Origin of the sequence: Campylobacter sp. RM6914 (assembly GCF_004803835.1) — a bacterium.
In the GTDB taxonomy this organism is placed as follows: domain Bacteria; phylum Campylobacterota; class Campylobacteria; order Campylobacterales; family Campylobacteraceae; genus Campylobacter_A; species Campylobacter_A californiensis.
In genome coordinates, this window is sequence record NZ_CP012545.1 from 1,354,161 (window position 1) to 1,374,476 (window position 20,316).

16 protein-coding genes are annotated in these 20,316 nt (G+C 37.0%); 11 read left to right on the forward strand and 5 right to left on the reverse strand.

All coding sequences use genetic code 11. The annotated features are described in order from the left end of the window. Positions 1-108 precede the first annotated feature (108 nt). From CCAL_RS07120 to CCAL_RS07140, 5 genes are all read left to right on the forward strand, one after another. Entirely contained in the window at positions 109-726 is a 618-nt protein-coding gene (locus tag CCAL_RS07120; RefSeq protein ID WP_169937681.1) for an IMPACT family protein, read from the forward strand. A 42-nt stretch (positions 727-768) separates the two neighbouring features. Further along, positions 769-1,584: a prolipoprotein diacylglyceryl transferase gene (gene lgt, locus CCAL_RS07125; RefSeq protein ID WP_170017173.1), complete on the forward strand. Its 816-nt coding sequence runs from the start codon at positions 769-771 to the stop codon at positions 1,582-1,584. A gap of 93 nt (positions 1,585-1,677) precedes the next feature. Next, on the forward strand, positions 1,678-2,379 hold the full coding sequence (locus CCAL_RS07130) for a fumarate reductase cytochrome b subunit (protein WP_169937677.1): 702 nt from the start codon (positions 1,678-1,680) through the stop codon (positions 2,377-2,379). A 10-nt stretch (positions 2,380-2,389) separates the two neighbouring features. Next, positions 2,390-4,378, forward strand: a complete 1,989-nt coding sequence (locus CCAL_RS07135; RefSeq protein ID WP_170000311.1) for a fumarate reductase flavoprotein subunit — start codon at positions 2,390-2,392, stop codon at positions 4,376-4,378. Next, positions 4,371-5,090 carry a fumarate reductase iron-sulfur subunit gene (locus CCAL_RS07140; RefSeq protein WP_169937673.1) on the forward strand — a complete coding sequence of 240 codons (720 nt, stop codon included), beginning with the start codon at positions 4,371-4,373 and terminating at the stop codon, positions 5,088-5,090. The genes CCAL_RS07135 and CCAL_RS07140 overlap by 8 nt, the downstream gene beginning before the upstream one ends. A 1,195-nt stretch (positions 5,091-6,285) precedes the next feature. Here CCAL_RS07140 and CCAL_RS07145 read toward each other — a convergent pair. Further along, positions 6,286-7,701 carry an OprD family outer membrane porin gene (locus tag CCAL_RS07145; protein ID WP_170017175.1) on the reverse strand — a complete coding sequence of 472 codons (1,416 nt, stop codon included), beginning with the start codon at positions 7,699-7,701 and terminating at the stop codon, positions 6,286-6,288. A gap of 208 nt (positions 7,702-7,909) precedes the next feature. On the opposite strand from CCAL_RS07145, the gene CCAL_RS07150 reads away from it, so the two are divergent. Together CCAL_RS07150 and CCAL_RS07155 are read left to right on the forward strand one after the other, a co-directional pair. Then, the gene (locus CCAL_RS07150) at positions 7,910-10,000 is read left to right on the forward strand and encodes a dynamin family protein (RefSeq protein WP_170017177.1); all 2,091 of its coding nucleotides are present in this window, start codon (positions 7,910-7,912) and stop codon (positions 9,998-10,000) included. Further along, positions 9,993-11,822, forward strand: coding sequence for a dynamin family protein (locus CCAL_RS07155; protein WP_172285121.1), 1,830 nt, complete (start codon positions 9,993-9,995; stop codon positions 11,820-11,822). Before CCAL_RS07150 ends, CCAL_RS07155 begins: the two co-directional genes overlap by 8 nt. A gap of 424 nt (positions 11,823-12,246) precedes the next feature. Here the strand turns inward: CCAL_RS07155 and sdhE are convergent, their stop codons facing one another. The 4 genes from sdhE to CCAL_RS07175 form a co-directional block, all read right to left on the reverse strand. Beyond that, positions 12,247-13,110 carry an 8-methylmenaquinol:fumarate reductase membrane anchor subunit gene (gene sdhE / locus CCAL_RS07160; protein WP_169938891.1) on the reverse strand — a complete coding sequence of 288 codons (864 nt, stop codon included), beginning with the start codon at positions 13,108-13,110 and terminating at the stop codon, positions 12,247-12,249. Continuing rightward, on the reverse strand, positions 13,107-14,081 hold the full coding sequence (sdhB, locus tag CCAL_RS07165) for an 8-methylmenaquinol:fumarate reductase iron-sulfur subunit (RefSeq protein WP_172285122.1): 975 nt from the start codon (positions 14,079-14,081) through the stop codon (positions 13,107-13,109). The genes sdhE and sdhB overlap by 4 nt, the downstream gene beginning before the upstream one ends. Continuing rightward, positions 14,078-15,925 (reverse strand): 8-methylmenaquinol:fumarate reductase flavoprotein subunit, encoded by a 1,848-nt coding sequence (gene sdhA, locus CCAL_RS07170; protein ID WP_170016978.1) that lies wholly within the window; start codon positions 15,923-15,925, stop codon positions 14,078-14,080. The genes sdhB and sdhA overlap by 4 nt, the downstream gene beginning before the upstream one ends. A 349-nt stretch (positions 15,926-16,274) precedes the next feature. Continuing rightward, positions 16,275-18,743 carry a molybdopterin-dependent oxidoreductase gene (locus tag CCAL_RS07175; protein WP_169938450.1) on the reverse strand — a complete coding sequence of 823 codons (2,469 nt, stop codon included), beginning with the start codon at positions 18,741-18,743 and terminating at the stop codon, positions 16,275-16,277. A gap of 123 nt (positions 18,744-18,866) precedes the next feature. Between CCAL_RS07175 and CCAL_RS07180 the strand changes: the two genes are divergently transcribed. The 4 genes from CCAL_RS07180 (at position 18,867) to CCAL_RS07195 (ending at position 20,307) form a co-directional block, all read left to right on the forward strand. Next, complete coding sequence (locus tag CCAL_RS07180) at positions 18,867-19,247, forward strand: VOC family protein (RefSeq protein ID WP_169938448.1); 381 nt, start codon at positions 18,867-18,869, stop codon at positions 19,245-19,247. 49 nt (positions 19,248-19,296) lie between these two features. Next, positions 19,297-19,551, forward strand: a complete 255-nt coding sequence (locus CCAL_RS07185) for a nicotinate phosphoribosyltransferase (RefSeq protein ID WP_169972435.1) — start codon at positions 19,297-19,299, stop codon at positions 19,549-19,551. A gap of 159 nt (positions 19,552-19,710) precedes the next feature. Next, positions 19,711-20,079, forward strand: a complete 369-nt coding sequence (locus tag CCAL_RS07190) for an ArsR/SmtB family transcription factor (RefSeq protein ID WP_169938444.1) — start codon at positions 19,711-19,713, stop codon at positions 20,077-20,079. Between the two features lie 9 nt (positions 20,080-20,088). Next, positions 20,089-20,307 carry a cation transporter gene (locus CCAL_RS07195; RefSeq protein ID WP_170016975.1) on the forward strand — a complete coding sequence of 73 codons (219 nt, stop codon included), beginning with the start codon at positions 20,089-20,091 and terminating at the stop codon, positions 20,305-20,307. Positions 20,308-20,316: the final 9 nt, after the last annotated feature.

Consider the following 20,316-nt stretch of genomic DNA (forward strand, 5'->3'; position numbering starts at 1 on the left):
TTAAGAGGCGATCGCCTGAAATAATCAAACAACAACCCATCTTAATATCAACCATAAAATAAATTTATAAAAGATAAGCTAAAATTCTTTCTAAAAACAGAGGAAAATTTGCAAACCGTATCTAAAATTTCAACCGCCAAAACAGAGATCAAAAAATCAACTTTCATAAGCTACCTAGCGCCGATGGCAGAATTTAGAACTCTCCACGAACAGCTAAAAGACCAACATCCAAAAGCAGTACATATCGTTTGGGCTTATAGAGAACTAAATAAATACGCTCAGATAGTAGAAAACCAAAGCGATGACGGCGAGCCAAAGGGCACAAGCGGAGCACCAAGCCTTAACGCACTAAGAGGAGCCGATCTTGTTGACACATGTGTATTTATCGTAAGGTATTTTGGAGGTATCAAGCTTGGCACGGGAGGATTGGTGCGAGCATATGGCGGAGCGGTAAATTTGGCCATAAACGAAGCTGAGCTTATTGAATTTGAGATAAAGGATGAGAGTGTGTTTTTTACTCCATTTACCTTAATGAGTCGTTTTGAACACTATTTTAACGCACAAAATTTAAATGATCTAAAACGTGAATTTAATGAAACCGGAGCGATATGGTCGGTTAAATTTAACGACAAAGAGTTTAAAAATTTTTATGATTTCTCTCATGTTTTTGAACACGAAGGGGTTGAGTTTTTGGCGCTTGGACTTAACACAAAACCCTATTTTTAAGCCTTTTAGTAGTAAAATCATCAAAAAATATAAAGAACTTGAATGACAACTTGGAATAATATCTATAACCACTTTGACCCAGTAGCTTTTAGTTTATTTGGCTTTAACGTGCATTGGTATGGCATAATGTATGTTCTAGCCCTACTTGGCGCATTAGCAGCCGCAAAATACTTTGTTAAAAAAGACAAAATCCCAATCACCGACGCAATGCTTGATAATTACTTTTTTTGGGTGGAAATAGGCGTGATACTGGGCGCAAGACTTGGCTATATTGCCATTTATTCAGGTGAAGCATGGTGGTATTTTACAAACCCATGGCAAATTTTCAACCCTTTTTACAACGGTGAATTTGTAGGAATTCGCGGCATGAGCTATCATGGTGCGGTTGTGGGATTTTTACTAGCCACTTTGCTTTACTGTAAAAAATACAAACAAAATTTATGGCTTTTGCTTGATCTATGCGCCTTATCCATACCATTTGGATACTTCTTTGGGCGTGTGGGAAATTTTTTAAACCAAGAGTTGTTTGGACGAGTTAGCGATGTGCCGTGGGCGATAAATGTCCTTGGCGCACTTCGCCATCCAAGTCAACTTTACGAGGCATTTTTAGAGGGTGTTGTAATTTTTGTCATCTTGTTTTTCTATAGAAAATACAAAAAATTTCACGGAGAGCTTATCTGTATCTATGCCGTGCTTTACACTTTAGCAAGATTTATCTGCGAATTTTACCGAGAACCTGATGTCGGTATAGGCTTTGTATTTTTAAATTTTTCAATGGGGCAAATTTTATCCACATTAATGTTTAGCGCCGGAATTGGAATTTATATTTTTTTACGTAAAATTAACAATAATATTTAATAATGGTTAAAGACATATTGTAGTAGTATTACATTAAAATTTTAGATTTACCATTTAAGCTTTTTCTAAAATTAATCATTTAAAGGAGGGCTCATGAGTGAGCTGATAGAGGGTTTCTTAGGCAAGAGAGTCGATACTAAAAAGAGTCGATTGCCTGCGCTTTGGGATAGATGGCAAAGTATCACGGGTTTTATTTTAGCCTGTTTTATATTGTGCCATATGGTTTTCACTTCAACGATTTTGTTAGGTAAAGACGCATTTAACGCTGTCGTCGGTTTTGCTGAAGCGAAATTTTTGTTTGGAGAGGCAACGTGGTGGATTACGAACGTTATTGCTGCTGTTATCTTTGCAGTGTTCATTACTCACGCGTTTTTAGCCATGAGAAAATTCCCTGCGAACTATAGACAATATAAAATGTTTAGAGGACACAAAGATCGCATGAAACACGGCGATACTACGCTTTGGTGGTTTCAGTTTTTAACAGGTTTTGCTCTATTCTTCACAGCTAGTGCACACCTTGTGGACATAGTGTTTGGCGGACATATTACTGCTGAGAGTTCAGCACAAAATTTTGCTACACTAGAACTTTTCTACTTTGCACTTCTTGTATTTATGGTTGTTCATGCAGGCGTTGGAATGTATCGTTTGTATGTAAAATGGGTAAGCATAGATGGCGCGAACAGACATGAAATGCTTGAAAAAAGAAAGAAAGCAAAAGTCGTTGTTTTTGCTGTGTATGGCGCGTTAGCTGTGATCGCACTAATTGCTGACTTTGTTTGGCTAACCGTAAAGTAGGAGCAAAAAGATGAATGTAAAATATTGTGATGCATTAGTTATAGGTGGTGGTCTAGCTGGACTTAGAGCTGCTGTTGCGGCAGGAGAAAAAGGACTAAGCACTATCGTTTTAAGTCTTATTCCTGTAAAAAGAAGCCACTCGGCTGCAGCTCAAGGTGGTATGCAAGCAAGCCTTGGTAACTCAAAAATGAGCGAAGGCGACAACGAAGACGTACACTTTGCCGATACCGTAAAAGGTAGCGACTGGGGTTGTGATCAACAAGTGGCTCGTATGTTTTGTCAAACTGCACCAAAAGCTATTAGAGAGCTTGCCGCATGGGGCGTGCCTTGGACTAGAATTACAAAAGGCGAAAGAAGCGCTATTATCAACGCCCAAAAAACAACTATCGTAGAAAAACCTGAAGTTCACGGACTTATCCACTCTCGTGACTTTGGTGGTACAAAAAAATGGAGAACGTGTTATACAGCTGACGCTACAGGACATACTATGCTTTTTGCCGTAGCAAACGAAGCTTTAAAACACAATGTTGATATCCACGATCGCAAAGAGGCTATCGCATTAATCCACGAAAACAACCGCTGCTACGGAGCGATAGTTCGTGATCTAGTAACAGGCGAAATAACAGCTTATGTTTCAAAAGGAACATTGATCGCAACAGGCGGCTACGGTAGAGTTTATAAACACACTACAAATGCTGTTGTGTGTGAGGGTATCGGTGCTGCTATCGCCCTTGAAACCGGCGTAGCTCAACTTGGCAATATGGAAGCTGTTCAGTTCCACCCAACTCCAATCGTTCCAAGCGGTATACTTCTAACAGAAGGTTGTCGTGGTGACGGCGGAATTCTTCGTGACGTTGACGGCTATCGCTTTATGCCTGACTATGAGCCGGAGAAAAAAGAGCTTGCAAGCCGTGACGTTGTAAGTCGTCGTATCATGGAACACATCAGAAACGGCAAAGGCGTAAAAAGCCCTTACGGCGAGCATGTTTGGCTAGACATATCTATCCTTGGACGCGAACATATCGAGAAAAACTTACGTGACGTTCAAGAAATTTGCCAAATTTTTAACGGTATAGATCCAGCAGATGAGGGTCCAAAAGGTTGGGCGCCAATCCTTCCTATGCAACACTACTCAATGGGTGGTATTAAAACAAAACCAACAGGCGAGAGTCCAACTTTAGCAGGTTTATTTAGTGCTGGTGAAGCGGCTTGCTGGGATATGCACGGCTTTAACAGACTTGGCGGCAACTCAGTTTCTGAAACAGTTGTTGCTGGTATGATTGTAGGTGATTATTTTGCCGACTACTGCGCTTCTCATGAGATCGAGATAAAAACTGAAAATATACAAAAATTTGTTAACAAAGAGCTTGATTATATGAACGAGCTTGTTAATAAAGATGGTAAATTTAATATATTTGAAATCAAAAATCGCATGAAAGACATCATGTGGGAACACGTAGCTATCTTTAGAACAGGCGAGGGGCTTGAAAAAGCCGTTAAAGAGCTTGAAGAACTATATAAACAATCACTTGATGTTAAAGTTACAAACAAAACTTTATTTGGCAACCCTGAGCTTGAAGAAGCTTACCGTGTACCAAAAATGTTAAAACTAGCACTTTGTATAGCTTACGGCGCTCTTCTTAGAACTGAAAGCCGCGGAGCACACTACAGAGAAGACTATACAAAACGCGACGACCTAAACTGGCTAAATAGAACTCTAACAAGCTGGAAAGAAGGCGATACAATGCCAACAGTAGCTTACGAGCCACTTGATATCATGAAGATGGAAATTCCACCGGCATTTAGAGGATATGGTGCAAAAGGTAACATTATAGAGCACCCAGACAGCGCAGTTCGCCAAGCGCAAGTTGATGAAATTCGCGCAAAAATGGAAGCTGAAGGCAAAGGCAGATACGAGATACAAAATACACTTATGCCTTATGAGCTTCAAGAAAAATACAAAGCACCAAACGAAAGAGCAGGTATAGGATATGAGTAGAAAAATAACTATTAGAGCGTTTAAATATAACCCACTCTCTAAAATTTCAAAACCGCATTTTGCAAGTTATGAGCTTGAAGAGACTCCAGGTATGTCATTATTTATCGCGTTAAACGTAATACGCGAAAAATTTGATCCGGATCTAAGCTTTGACTTCGTTTGCCGTGCGGGTATTTGCGGAAGTTGCGGTATGCTAGTGAACGGCACACCAAAACTTGCATGTAGAACACTTACAAAAGACTACGAAAGTGGTGTTATCGAACTTATGCCACTTCCTGTGTTTAAGCTATTAAAAGACTTAAGTGTAGATACCGGCAACTGGATGAATGCGATGAGTAAACGCGTTGAGAGCTGGATACACACAGATCATGAGCCACAAATCGCTAAACTTGAAGAAAAAGTCGAGCCTGAAGTGGCACAAGAAGTTTTTGAGCTTGATCGTTGTATAGAGTGTGGTATATGTGTAGCAGCATGTGGCACAGCTATCATGAGACCAGACTTCATCGGTGCAGTTGGTCTTAACCGTGTTGCAAGATTTAAAATCGACGCACTTGATAAAAGAACAGATGAGGACTTTTATGAGCTTATCGGTGATGATGACGGAGTGTTTGGTTGTATGAGTTTACTTGGCTGTGAAGATAACTGCCCTAAACACCTACCACTTCAAAGCCGTATAGCATATATGCGTAGAAAAATGGCGGTTCAAAAGTAACTCGTCCTTTTATCTTCTTCTTATGGAGTTTGAACTATGTTTCAAACTCCTTCTTCTTGTAAATTTTTATATCTTTTATCTAAAATTTAAACGGTTTCAAGTAAGCGATCATCATTTATTTTTCTGCTGTTTTGTTTATTGCTTTACAGATCTTATTTAAAAATATTACTAGTAAAGACCATTTTAATAACACAATAAAAAGGCTCAATTTAACTTAAGAGAATTTCTACTTAGTTTTGCTCGTATCTTTGCAAGAACTCTTATCGGTTTTGATAAATTTTCTACCTCATCTCATTTGTAGTTGCAAGTAGAAGATAAAAACTTTCCTTATTATTGCATCTAAGCTCATACTCTTTTAAATGTGTGATAAAACTATCTCTTTTTATCCACTTCTTAAAGAGAGTGCAAACACAAGAAATTTAGTTAAGCAATGCTTAATTCTATAATGAACTTTAGTACTATAATCCATAAGTACATCATATGCTCTCCAACCATTAGAGCAAATCACACTCTTGTCAAATTTGCTAAAAGTCTTTAAATAAATAACAGTTCTTTACTAGAATAATTATTTACTACCTATGTATATACTTTACCATCTCGCTTTAACACTATTTCTGTTTACGGCTACGAGCTAGCAAAATAAAAACACCGGTTGTTTTACTAGCTTAACACCCAATGACACATTTTTGGCTTTAAAATAGCTCTCAGTTATCTATATTTACCACTAAATTTAGTTAGATACTTTTTAGCATTTGTTTGCCATTAAAATTCTTATTTGTTTAAAATATCTACATAAGGCTACTTCTAAAATTTCTATGATCTGTGATATTTTACCTGTCTTTATGTCTATACAAACATTTTTCAAATTTCTCTAAATTTAGCCTCTAAAATTCCACGAGGTATTATATGCTTATTTTTAACTTCACTGTATTAGTTGCTTTTAGAGAACATAAGTTAAATTGAGCCTATAAATTTTAGATGCTAATATCAATATTCGCAGTCTAAAAATTTAAAAAATACATATACTAAGAATGCAAATTTACTCTATATGGACAAAAATAAACTAAGCGTGTATTGTGGTTTTGATTAAACTAATTTTATAATATACTTCAAGGCAAGATCAAATAAAAATTTAAAATTATTTATAAAAATTAATTAAGAAGAAAAAGACGGGGATAGCCCCGCCTTGAGTATTTTAGTTTAGGATATTAAATTTATAAGATAATTGTAGCCAAAGCTCTTTGTCGCCAAAGTCATGTTCTTTATTACCTGATGCATTAGTTGCTTTTCTATCAAGATCTGTGTATGTTACACTTGCTTGAAGACCTTTAACCGATGGAATATCATACGAAGCTTGAATAGCCCAACCATCTATCTCTGCAGCCTGACCAGCTGTTTTGCCAAAAGCGCTTCCGCCATGAGTATTTTTAGATAGTCTATCTTGCTCACCTGTTACATAGTGTAAAGCTGTTTTTAGACCTTTGACACCAATAGTACTAAAGTCATAGTTTAGTATAAACTTATGAGTGTCCATACCTGCAAAACCTGTGTATATAAATGGTCCACGAATAGGCATAGCAGTGTATGAACCAGGTCCGTTACCTACGCCAAGGATTACCGCGTCATCATCACTAACTGTTGTATATGCATATGACGCACCAAATCCGTAAAAATCAGAAACGCCAACACGCACACCTAGCATATCACCATCTAGATTTACATTTTTAGCATCTAGTGAACCATCAGCACGTGAGCCCTTCCATTGTAGGTCGAATTTTAATTTTAGTAGGTCGGCTACCGGCAATACATAATTAGCTTCTGCTAAATATAAATCGATATCGCCATTTTTAGCAACCGTTGTAGGATATAATTCAACATCAGTAACTGCTGCATAAGCGCCGGTTAATTTAAGACCAGGAAGTGATTTGTTCTCAATATATACTGAGTAAATATCATCAAATTTAGCAGTATTTGGTCCAGTTAGGTTGCCAAGGATTACTCTATCTTTGAAAAGTGGAGCGCGTCCCGTGGTGTCATTTGCATGAGTTTTACCAGCGTCTATTTTACTACCCATAGCAACACTACTTCTGCCTTGGAATTTATAAAACCAGCCAGCCCATAAAGATGTATCAGGGATGTCTTTGTTTGTGATAGTCACACCCTCAAATGCCTCTTTGAAAGCACGAGTGTAGTTGCCAGCAACTAGTGGAGTAACTACGTATTGGCGACCTGCTTTGATGTCAGTTTTGCCAACAGCATAGCCTAAATATGCCTCAGAAAGTACAAAGCCATTAGCCCACCACTCTTTGTTATTCATCATTTTTGAATTTTGATCTACATGGAAAGGCGATCCCCAGCCTTGACCTGTAAGACCGATTCTAAATCCATAAAGTGGATCTGTAACATAACCAAGCTCAACACCAACACCAAAGATGTTTTCATTGTTTTGATCAGCAGTGCCTTCTTTTTCAGTATGGTCAGCATAAGTAGCTTTAAGTGTAGCAGAAAGTTTGCCGTTGCTTAGAGCTTCGGCAAGATTGTCAGCAGCATTTGCACTAGCTAAACAGCCAAGAGCTACAGCAGCAACCAAACTAAGTTTGCCTAGTTTCATATCGAACTCCTATTTTGATAATTTAAAAAAATCTAATATTAAAAATCTAATATTAAAAATTTTTATCTTTGCATTATAACATAGGAATTTTTATTTTTTACATAAATTTAGAAAAATGGTTACATTTTGGTAAACGTTGTGTATTTTTGCATATTTTTAAGTTAAGTTATACTAAAATCGCCACAAATTTTAACACCAAGAGTGAGAAATGTGTGAGTTTTTAGACCAATTTTGGAAGCATAAATTATTTTTAGATAAAGAAAAAGTCATCATTGCAGATGAGAGAATTTTAGCAGTTTTAGTGTGTGCCGATGAAGAGAATTTTGATAGATTTATCGCGCTTAGCGAATTTAGACAGATACTGCATTCGCTAGGCTTAAGAGCCGATGTTTTTAGTATACAAAGCGCACAAATAGGCATAATAAACGCGCTTAAAAATGCAAAAATATCAAAACAAAAACTGCTAAAAAATATAAAACTTATTAAAGATGAAAATATAATCAGCAATGAAAAATTTATTAAATTAGAAAACTTTATAAATAATTTATCACAAGAGCTAAATTTTAACCATCAAACAAGCGAAAGCAAGCATGACTTTTTTCATGATAAGATAGAAAAATTAAATGAAATTTCAAAGATTATCACTGATCTTGATAAAGATGGTTTTTTTACCCAAAGAGCTCAAAACGCAACACAAAAGATCAAAGAACTAAAATTTAATGTCGCACTCACGGGAGTGATAAATTCCGGCAAATCAAGCTTACTAAATGCACTTTTAGGCGAAAAACTCCTAGGCACCTCAAATGTGCCTGAAACAGTAAATTTAACCATATTAAAACACGCCAAAGAACCTTATGCAAACGTAAATTTCTGGAACGAAGAAGAGCTAAAACAACTTGAGATCACGCCTGATAATGAGCATTTAAATTTAGTTGGTAGCAGTAAAAAAATAAAAAAAGAGGAGCTAAAGAACTACACTTCGGCAAAAACTAAAATTTCACAAACCGTAAAAAGCGTCGAACTGTATGAAAACTTGGAGCTTTTACGAGATAACATCTGCATAATCGACACTCCCGGCATCGATGATGCGGTGTTTTTAAGAGAAGAGCTTGTTAGGAGATTTATGAGCGAATGCGATTTGATGGTTCACCTTATGAACGCCTCGCAAAGCACGACTCAAAAAGATGTAGAATTTATAAAAAATTCACTAAAAAACTCACATATCGTGTGCCTTGTAGTGGTGCTAACTCACGCTGATCTGCTAAGCCAAAAAGAGCTAAGCGAAGTTATAGAATACACGAAAAAAAGCATGGAAAAAGAGGGCTTAAGGGATGTGAAATTTTTTAGTGTAAGCTCAAAAAGATACTTTGAAGGCAAGGATGATAGCGGCGTAAGTGAATTTAAAGAGTATCTTTACGAAACATTTTTTGGAGAAGACAACGACAAATCAAAACTAAGCATAAACGCCTACAAGATGGAACTTGGCGCTGTTGCAGACGAGTTCTTAAGACAGTGCAAAACCCAACTTTTAACTCTAAACGGCTCAAATTTAGAATTAAACAAAAATTTAAATGACATCAAAGAGCAAAAACTTGCCTTGCAAAACGAGATAAAAAATATCAACGAAACAGTTAAATTTGAACTTGACAAGATAGACGTAGACAGCTTAAATTCACAGTTTCTGCTCACTCTTAAAGGACTTGCAAACACCATCAAAGACAAAGTCATAAACGAAAATGCATACCAAAAAAGACAAGGCAAGAGCGACGAAAAGCGCATAAATTATATCATTCAAAGTGCGTTAAATGATGGAATTTTAAATGCCGCAAGACTTAGTAGAAACGAAATTTTAAGACAGATAACATCTTGCACCGATACTTTAAATTTAAATTTTAACGACTTGAATATAAAAGTGGATAGTAAAATTTTTAACATCGGAGAATATCTTAGCAAGCAAAATATCGTTTTTGACTACGTAAAAATTTGCACCGATATATCAAAAAGCCTAAAACAAAAGGATCAAAGCGGCGTTTTGAGTGCGCTTGATGAGTTCTTAAAAGATAAAAACATAATAAATTTTGCAAAAAATTTAGCCATATTTGAGAGAGAAAAATTTCAAGCCCAACTTGATGAAAATTTAAAGACAAAACAAGAAAAACTATCACAAAATGAAAAAATCCTAAGTCTTGAGCTTAAAAATTTAAATAAAACAAGCGAAGAATTTAATGAAAAACTAAACCAAACAATAAAGCTTGAAGCCGAACTTGAGGGGATTATGAAGAGGTTGAAAGATGCTTAAAAACTTTATAAATTCATATAAAAGTGCATACTTTAAAATTTTTAGTGATGATTTTTACGGGGATTTTAAACGCTTCGAACAAGCGCTTTTGGAGCCTAAATTTCACCCAAGTGCCGAGCTTAAAAACGAACTAAGGAAACTTGATCTGTTTTTATGCGAGCCTGCACAAGTTGCTATCGTCGGTCAATTTTCAAGCGGTAAGTCAACATTTTTAAATGCCCTACTTGGTCAAAATGTCTTGCCAACAGGCGTTACGCCGGTAACCGCTCGCCTTACACACATTAAATACGGAGAAAATTTTTCGCTTAGGGTTGATTACAAAAACGGCAAAGAGCTAAATTTAAACATATCAGAGATAGAGAAATTTGTCGACCAACGCGTATTTAACGACGATGTAAAGGATCTTTGCATATATGCTCCGCTTGAGATTTTAAAACGTGTAAATTTTATAGACACCCCTGACCTAAACTCGCTTTCAAGTTCAGACACAAATATCACCAAGGAGGTTTTAAGTGATGTTTGTGGGGTTGTGTGGCTAAGTCTTATTGAAAATGCCGCAAGAGCAAGTGAACTAAGCCAAATAAACGAGCTGGTAAAAAGCGAAGAAAAAAGCGCGATATGCGTGCTTAACCAAAAAGATAAGCTAACCAAAGCCGAGCTTGATAATGTCATGACGCATGCAAAGGCAACATTTGACGGTATTTTTAAAGAAATAATACCGATATCTGCAAAACAGGCAAATTTAGCACGTGAAAACGGCGATGAGGCTCTGGCAAATAGCTCAAATTTCAAGGCTGTTTTAGAGGCGATAGAAAATACCTTTGCAAATGAAGAGATAAAGCAAAATTTTGTCCTTAAAAAGTGCAAAAACATCTCGCAAGAGTTGATAAGCGAACATGAGTATTTCATGCAAGTTTATGAAAAAGGGATGAAAATTCTTAGCGATTTTGATAAAAATTTAGAAAAAAACCTGGCTCTTGTAAAGCAAAATTTCTCCCCTAAAATCGAGATAGCATTTAACGAGATCAAGCAAATCGCAAAAGTCATAGCAGACGAGATAGTCTCAAGCATGAAGCCAAAGAAAATGAGGCGATTTGAGCACAAAAAGACGATATTAAAAGGCAAAAAGATCGATCAAATCGAATACGAAATAATGAGTTTTGACAATGATGAAATTTTTTCAAAGCTGATCTATAACGATGTTAAACTAGCAAAATTTTTTAGAATTTACAGACAAAATTTAAAGAATTTACAAGATGAGCTTTGCACGGCCTTAAGTGAAATTTATGAAAATTTAGAAAGTGAATTTTTAATATACAAAAGCGAATTTGAAGGTGTCAGAAAAGAGAGTGCGGTGCATTCTGATATCGAATTTGCCACGATACGAGCTTATGCAGGAAGAATTTACGAGCTTGTGCTTAGGGATTTTGAAGCGATAAAATTTGCCAAGATCCAAACACTTTTACTATTTTTTGAAAAATTAAATTTAAAAATCATAACAAACTACGAGAATGCAATAAAAATCGCAGTTCACTTCATCAAAGAAAAGATCGAAAATTCCATTGTTTCACACGAAAAAGATCCGATAAATTTCTCCGTTTACATACCAAGTGCAAATGAAATTTACGAAAGAGTTTTGATCTCGTTAAATTTATATGAATTTGAAAATGAAATGCTATCAAACGCTTCATTTTTAAATAAAATTTTATCAAGCATGAGAAAAGAATTTAAAGAGACGAAAGAGGCCAAAGAAGCTAGCCTATCCCACCTTAAAAATCATCATGAAACAATCATGCAAGAGCTTGCTGGGATTAAAATTTAATTAGTATTGTTTATGATATTGCTGCTAGTATTAGTGGCATTATCGGTGTCATTAGTGTCATTAGTATATTGTGTTGTAGTTGTTAGATTAATTGATTATGTGACTAAGCATATATATAGGCTAGAATAATTAAATATAAATACATATGATAGCTTGCAGTGATTAAATATATAAGTTTTCTTCGTTTTTAAAAACCAACGACTTAAATTTAAACGCGTATAAAACCACTGATGAAAATTTAAGAAAAGTATAGTTTTAAAAACCAATGGCTTAAATTTAAACAGTAAATCTTTGAAACTATATTACAAGATAGTTTGGTAAATTAATTTTTAGGAGCAATTAGGGAATTTCTTCCCTAATTAATTATTTAATAGATAGGTAATCAATACTGATTGCTTAAGTATTGATTGTTTGATCTTTTTACTTAGCCTACTAATCTAGTAGCATCTTGTATATTTAGATCAAGTCCTAACTCTTTATTAGATAGACCAAGGGCAAGACCTACTAGTTGAGATAGGTGAATGATAGGTTTTCTAATGTTTGAGTTGTTTTCATCTTGATACCTCTCTTGGTAGATATCAAGTTGCATTTGGCATAGCGGGCAAGGAGTAACTACAACATCCGCTCCGTTACTATCTGCATTACCTACTATTTGACTTGACATCTTTCTTACTGATTTACCTGCTGGATAGCTAGCATGAAAGCCACAGCAATCAAGTCTTTTTTCAAATGGAACTATAGTAGCACCAAGTGCTTCAACTACCGCTTCAAAGCTCTTTGGATTAGTTGAGCTCTCTTTAGTTAGCTCACGTTCTGGTCTTAAAGAGTGACAGCCGTAAAATAGAGCTACTTTTAAATTTGAAAGAGGATTAACAACTTTTGCTTTTAAAGTATCTAGGTTTTGATAAAGCACCCATAAAAGGCTAGTTATCTCTGTATTGCCTTCGTATTTCATATTTCCTTCAGCCAGGAAGGTGTTTATACGATCTTTAGCGCCCTTATCAAGTGTGTTTTTAGCTTTTGTAAGGGTAAGCATACAAGTTGAGCATGTTGTTAGTATTGGCATACCCATCTTCTCACCAAGTGCTATGTTTCTAGCATTAGCTACTAAGCTAGCTATAGGATCAACACATTGAGCCTGGCTAGCACCACAGCAGCTCCAGCCTGGAATTTCATGTAGTGTTATACCAAGTATTGGAGCTATAGCCTCAAGTGACATCTTTGACTCTTTTGCGGCTTGGCTTAATACGCAACCCGGGAAAAATGCAAATTCTTTATTATTACTCATTTTATAGTTCCTTCTTTCTCTGCTTTTCTAGCTGCTTCTACCATCTTAACAAGCTCTGCGTGTCCTTCTATCTTCTCTCCGCCAAATATATGAAGAGGATTCATCTTGCCGGCTTTCATTAGGTTATAAGCGATATCTAGTTTAGTAGTATTTGCTAATACTCCCTCACTTCTAAGGGCTAGCTTGATCTCATTTAGTCTACCGTCACCCTCTACCATATCAAGTAAGAATGCCTCTGCGTGAGCAGGTCCCATTCCCTCATTTAGTCCTTTTTTCATAGCCATAACACGAAGTGACTCTATATCTCCGAATGAGCTTATACCTTTTGGACATCTATCAACACACTCTTGGCAGTGAACACAGTTCCATAGTCCATTAGCTATAGCAGGTTTTAGATGTATCATAGGATCTTTACTTCTTGAATCATCAGCAGCCCTATAAGCATGTGTAAATACAAATGGCTGCATATAATCACTCGCATCTGCTTCAAGTTTGTTACACTCAGATGCGCAACATCCGCATAGGATGCAGTCCCATTGCTTTTTGATAGCATCCACGTCTGCTTGCGTCTGAACACAACCTGTTTTTTCACTAAATTCTGATTTTGGTGTGATAGTTGGTTTTACTTTACGTAAATTTTCGATACTTGGCTCCCAGTCAACTACTAGGTCAGTTATGACTCTAAAGTTATTTAGAGGTGAAATTCTCATGCTTTCTGGGTTTTCATACTCTTCAAGTAGCTCTTCCATCTTTGTATCACAGGCAAGGTATGAGTGTCCGTTTACACGCACCGCACAAGCACCGCATATAGCAGAGCGGCAAGATGCCGTGAAATTTAACGATACATCTTTTGTTTGCTTTATAAGTAGTAAAACACCAAGAAGCGTTTTGCTCTCTATCTCTGCTGAAGTTAATTCATAAGTTGATTCGTATTTTTTCTTTCCGTCAAAACGGTCGATGATTATTTTCATTGTGGTTTCCTTCCATCAAGTGAGAACTCAGTAACAACAACATTTTTATAGCTAAGTTCAAGTTTGTTATCTTTCATGCTTACGATACTGTGCTTTAAGAAATTTGCGTCGTCGCGCTTAGGGAAATCCTCTCTAGTGTGAGCGCCACGACTCTCAAGTCTTTTTTGTGCAGCTAAACAAGCACAGCGTGAAAGAAGTATCAAGTTACCAAGCTCTACATAGTCGGTAAATGCGGTATTCATCACAGCATTGCTATCTGCAACACGAATTTTCTCATAACGAGCCTGGATATCCTCAAGTGCACTTGATAAAGCATCAAGTTTATCTTGAGTTCTAAAAATTCCCATATTATCCCAGTTTTGTTTGCCAAGCTCTTCACGAAGCGTGTAAATATCAGACATTCCGCCTTGTCCGTTTGCTACCTCTTTAAATTTAGCTTGCCATGCTTTTGCAAGTTCAACTGTTTTAGCACCCTCGCCAAATGTAGCGTTTGTAGCGTATTTTGTAGCACCCTCGCCTGCTAGTTTACCTGTTACTACGGCATCGGTTAGACTGTTGCCGCCCAAGCGGTTTGCACCGTGGATCGAGATACAAGAAGCTTCTCCACCTACGTAAATTCCAGGAATTTTAGTGCTCATATCATCAATGCTTACAACCTCGATACCACCCATAGAGTAGTGAGCTGTCGGGCGAATAGGCACAGGCTGCTCAACAAGGTCGATATCTTGGAACAAGAACGCAGTATGGCGAATTTTAGGTAGTTTTTTCATAATAGTTTCTTTACCTAAATGGCGCACGTCACAAAGCACATATGAGCTAAGACCTTCACCGTATCCGCGACCTTCGCGAATTTCCATCTCAATAGCACGAGCAACAACATCACGAGGAGCTAGTTCCATTTTCTCGTGATAATTTTTCATAAAGCGCTCGCCTTTATTATTTATAAGGTATCCACCCTCGCCACGTGCCGCTTCGGTGATAAGTGTTCCGCCGTTTTGAACGCCTGTTGGGTGAAACTGTATCATTTCAGGGTCTTCAAAGCCAAGTCCAGCTCTTAAAGCCGCAGCTACACCGTCTCCGGTAGCGATGTAAGGAGTAGATGTTCTGTTATAAAAAATTCTCGTATATCCACCAGTTGCAACAACTAGCGACTTACAAAGTATCGGATAAATTTCACCGGTTTGGATATCTCTAAGAACGGCACCTTCGCATTTACCGCCATCAACACCTATCTCAAGAAGCTCATGATCCATTAAAAATTTAACACCGTGACTGATAGCATCATCTAGGCAAGAGTGCATTAAGATATGACCTGTTTTATCGGCAGAAAAGTTACATCTTCTCTTTGAAGCGCCACCCATCATACGTTGAGCAACACCACCCTTTTCTGTTCTTGAAAAAAGCGTTCCCGCAAAATCCATCTCAGCGATAGCTTTACCAGCTAACTCACAAAATTTAATCGCCGCATCTTGATCAACCAAGTAAGCTCCACCCTTTACAGTATCGTAAGCATGCAGCTTGTATGAGTCACCGTTTGAAAAATCAGTAACGCCGTTTATACCGCCCTCAGCCATACATGTTGCGTTTCTGGAAGGCATCATTTTTGTTGCGACAACAACTGTTAAATTTGGATTATTTTTTCTAGCTGCAACGGCTGCTCTAAGTCCTGCACCGCCTGAGCCGATGATTAATATATCGCAAGAAGGAAGCCCTTTTGAATTTCCTGATTTCTTGGTGTCTTCTGCCCCAAATGCACTAACGCCACTGCCGCTAACGGCAAGAGCACTAACGCTAATACAGGCAGACTGAAGAAAATCTCTTCTGGTAAATTTTTGTTCACTCATTGATAATTCCTTGTGATTTTTAAGCATGAACGCCTAGTCGTAAGCATCTGGATATGAAAACATATCACTATGCACACTGTCTCTTATTTACTCAAATTTCATAAAATTTTTACTATGTATTTACGAAATTTAAAATCGGGGCGTATTTTACAAAAAGAATTCTTTATTTTTCTTTATATTCTTAGTTTAGTTTTAAATAAACTATGTAAATTGTAACTTTATGTTAAAAATACAATTTTTATATCATGCCGATAAGGGTGTAATAGTTAAAAGGCGAATATATCGCCTTTTATTAGAAGATATTTATAATTTAATATTTAAGTTTAAATAGTAAATTTTATCAATTAATTTAAATTTTAGTAATCCTCGGCTTCCTAAACGCCGTAACCTCAGGCAAATCACCCCTAAATTTCTCAACCTCAACCATACTTGTATGAGCCGTGTTGCTTTGAGATAATTTACTTGAGGCGACATCTTTGGTCAAGACATTTAAATTTCCATGCTTGCAAAGACTTTTTTCGCCAAATTCCACAGGATCATACCACGCCCCCTCACTTACGATAACCACATCATCTTGCACATCAGAAGTCACTAACGCACCGCATAAAATTTCACCTCTGTCGTTAAACACACGAACAACGTCGCCATCTTCTATGCCTCTTTGTTTTGCTGTTTTAGGGCTTATTAGCATAGGCTCACGCTCGCTTATCTCGTTGTATTGTCTTAGCATAGAGTTGTTTAACTGAGAGTGAAGTCTAAATTTAGAGTGCGCACCGCTAATTGCGATAGGAAATTTCTTATCTTTTGCACCAAGCCACTCAAACGGCTCAAACCAAGTTGCGTGTCCGGGGCAGTCATCATAACCAAAGTCGGATATCGTTTGAGAAAAAATTTCTATCTTTCCAGACGGCGTTTTAAGCGCATTTGCGACTGGATCTGCACGAAATTCAGAGTAATTTGTAAAATATCTTTTCTTCTCGTCAAGCTTGTCAAATCTAAAATATCCCTTTTGCCAAAACTCATCAAAACTAGGCATATCATAACCCATCGCACTTGCCCTACTTACGACATCTGCATAAATTTCTTTAACCCAGTCAAGCTCGCTCTTGCCCTCACTAAACGCCTCTTCTTGCTCCTTGCCCCATTTTTCACATATAAGACGTGCTATCTCAAAGTCGCTTTTACTCTCTCCAGCAGGCTTTACAAGAGGTTTTATCGCGAAAATATACTCATTTGTGGAGTTTGACATCTCTATATCGGTTCTTTCACATTCTAAACAAACAGGCAAAACTATATCGCTAAATTTTGCATTTGAAGTCCAAAATGGCTCGGTTGTGATGATGGCACTTACTTTTTTTATCGCCGCTACTGCGCGGTTAGTGTCTGGATGACGAGTGAAGGTAGACCCGTTGGCATTAAACATAACACGGATATGAGGAAGCTTATACATCTTGCCGTTACGTGGAATTTCTTTACCAGGCTGCATCAAAGCATCTATAAGCCTTGAATTTGGCATTTCGTGAGCTTTGCTTTTTGCTAGTTTGCCGTTTGGAGTGATGTATCTGTCGGCAACTTTTGCATCAAAGGCGCGAAGTCTAGGCGCGATGTAACTCTCATCAGCATTTTTATGCATTTGGTCATTCATAACAAAACCACCGCCAATCTTACCGATGTGGCCTAGCATGGCACTAAGCGTAATTAAGGCTTGATACGCTTGCTCGCCATATGCTTGACGCTGTATCGCATATCCGCTAACTATCACGGCATTATCTTTAACCAAGGTATCGCAAAGTTCTTTTAACTTTGCCTCTTTTACACCGCAAATTTTACTAGCCCAGGCTAAATTTTTAACGATCCCGTCAACTTTACCAAGGAAATAATCCCTAAATTTATCAAATCCTACCGTATATTTTTCGATAAATTCCTTACTATAAAGTCCGCTTTCATATAGATAGTGGCACATTCCTATCATCATCGCCGTATCGGTACAAGGCACAACACATATGTAGTCGCTGTCAAAGTAGTTAGCGCTTTCGTTTTTATAAACATCTACACTATAAATTTTTATCTCACCGGACGCATTTTTTTGGCGCATTTTATCGTAGTAAGCGTATGAGTTATGCATAGGAACACCTATGGCTATTTTGTTTGATACGACAGGGTTTGTTCCCCAAAATACAATTGTCTTAGCCTCTTTTAGTATCGCTTCCCATCTTGTAGGATTATGCGTTGGATCAACGCTTCCTGTTATGTGAGGCAGCAAAGCCGTTGCGCCGCCGTATGAGTAGCCACCCAACTCGGTCACATATCCACCAAGGATATTTAACATCTTTCTGGCTGTAAATCTAGCATGCCCTACTCTGCCTAAACTTCCCCACTGATAAAGCTGTCCCCATATCGCTTCAGAGCCGTATTTGTCAAAATTTTCTTTTAAAACATTAGCTGTTAGTTCTATGGCTTTATCCCAGCTAACGCGCACGAATTCCTCTTTTCCGCGAAGATGCGGTTTTGAATTATTTGGATCTTTTAAGAAACTTTTACGAACATACGGATATCTCACTCTAGTCTCGTTTTGTATATGATCGATTAACGCGTTATTTAGCACCGTAGGCATAGCATCACCCTCAAACGGCTCTGTATCGACAACTCTTTTGCCTATGCTTTTTACCCAAAAAGCGCCAAATTTATTTGCGCTTAGTCCTGAATTTGCGTCATAAACAGCCTGTGCATCACCACTTAAAACCCTTGCGCTAAGCGAAGATAAAGGCACACTTGCAGCCGTAGCCGCGCCTAATTTTAGAAATTTACGTCTTTGCATTTTGATAACTTTGTGTTAAGATAACGCGAACTCGCGTCTAAAGCCGTATTGTAGCACAATTTTAAGAGACGTTTTTAAGATTTTATGTTAGATTAGCAAATTTTAAATACAAAGGTTTTAACGATGAAGATATCTGCTCTTGATCATTTTGTTTTAACGGTTAAAGATGTTAATTGTTCTATCAAATTTTACACGCAAATACTTGGTATGAAAGAGATAAGCTTTGAAGATGGCAGAAAAGCTGTAAAGTTTGGCTCTATGAAGATAAATTTTCATCAACTAGGCAAAGAAGTAAAACCAAATGCGCTAAACGCAACCGTCGGCTCAGCCGATATCTGCTTACTAACTACGACTTTACTTGAAGATGTGCTTAAAGAATGCAAAGCCAAAAATGTCGATGTCATAAGCGATATCGTAAAACGAACAGGTGCAAAAGGAGCGATAAACTCGATCTACCTTAGAGATCCTGACGGAAATTTAATAGAAATTAGTCAATACGTCTAAACGGAATAAAATTTGCTTAAAAATTTTGAAAACAGATAACGGATAAAATATGGACCTTTACACAAATAAACAAATGATACTAAAAATGCTTAACGCAACACTTGATGAGATGTTTTTAGCCATCGCAAGAGGTGGTGCGACAAATGAGTCTTGCAGAGACGACAGAGACTATTTATGGGATATTCGTGAAAAATTTGACGCAGCTGACAAAGAGGGATTTGACTTCATAGAGGCTTCAAACGATCTGATATTTTTGTTTGAAAAATACCGCGCAAAAAGCATAAATACATTTTTACCTATCTAAAAATTTAACAAAACCTTCTACTCGAAATTTCCGTAAAATAAATTTAAAATCATTTTGCGGAAATTTAAACCTCAATATCACAAAATATCTTGACATTTAAATTTTTTATCTATATACTTTCATATGAATATATGCTCATATATCAAATAAAGGCAAAAAATGATAAACGAAAATGACAAAAATTTAGAAATTTGCGAGGTAGAGTGTATACACAAAGAGATTATCGATAGCGTTAAAAAAGATATGCCAGATGACGCAAGTCTTATAAATTTAGCCGACTTTTTTAAAAATTTCGGAGATACAACGCGTATCAAAATTCTCTGGGCTTTGAGTATATCAGAGATGTGCGTATGCGATATTTCAGTGCTTTTAAACATGTCGCAATCCTCCATCTCGCACCAACTAAGAGTCTTAAAACAAAGTAAGATCGTAAAAAACAGACGCGACGGTAAGATAGTTTACTACTCGCTAACAGACGAACATGTAGCACAGGTATTTAAGCAAGGCTTTAACCATATAAACGAATAAGGATAAAAAATGATACAAAAATATGAAATTTCAGGACTTTGTTGCTCAAACTGCGCAGCGAAAATAGAAGCAAACATCGCCAAACTTGACGGAGTAAACGAAGCTAGCATAAATTACATCGGCATGAAGATATTGCTTGATTTTGACGAAAGCAAGAAAGATGAAATTTTAAAAGCTACTCAAAACATAATGAACAAAATAGAACCGGGCATGAGTATAAAATTTTAAGGAATTTAG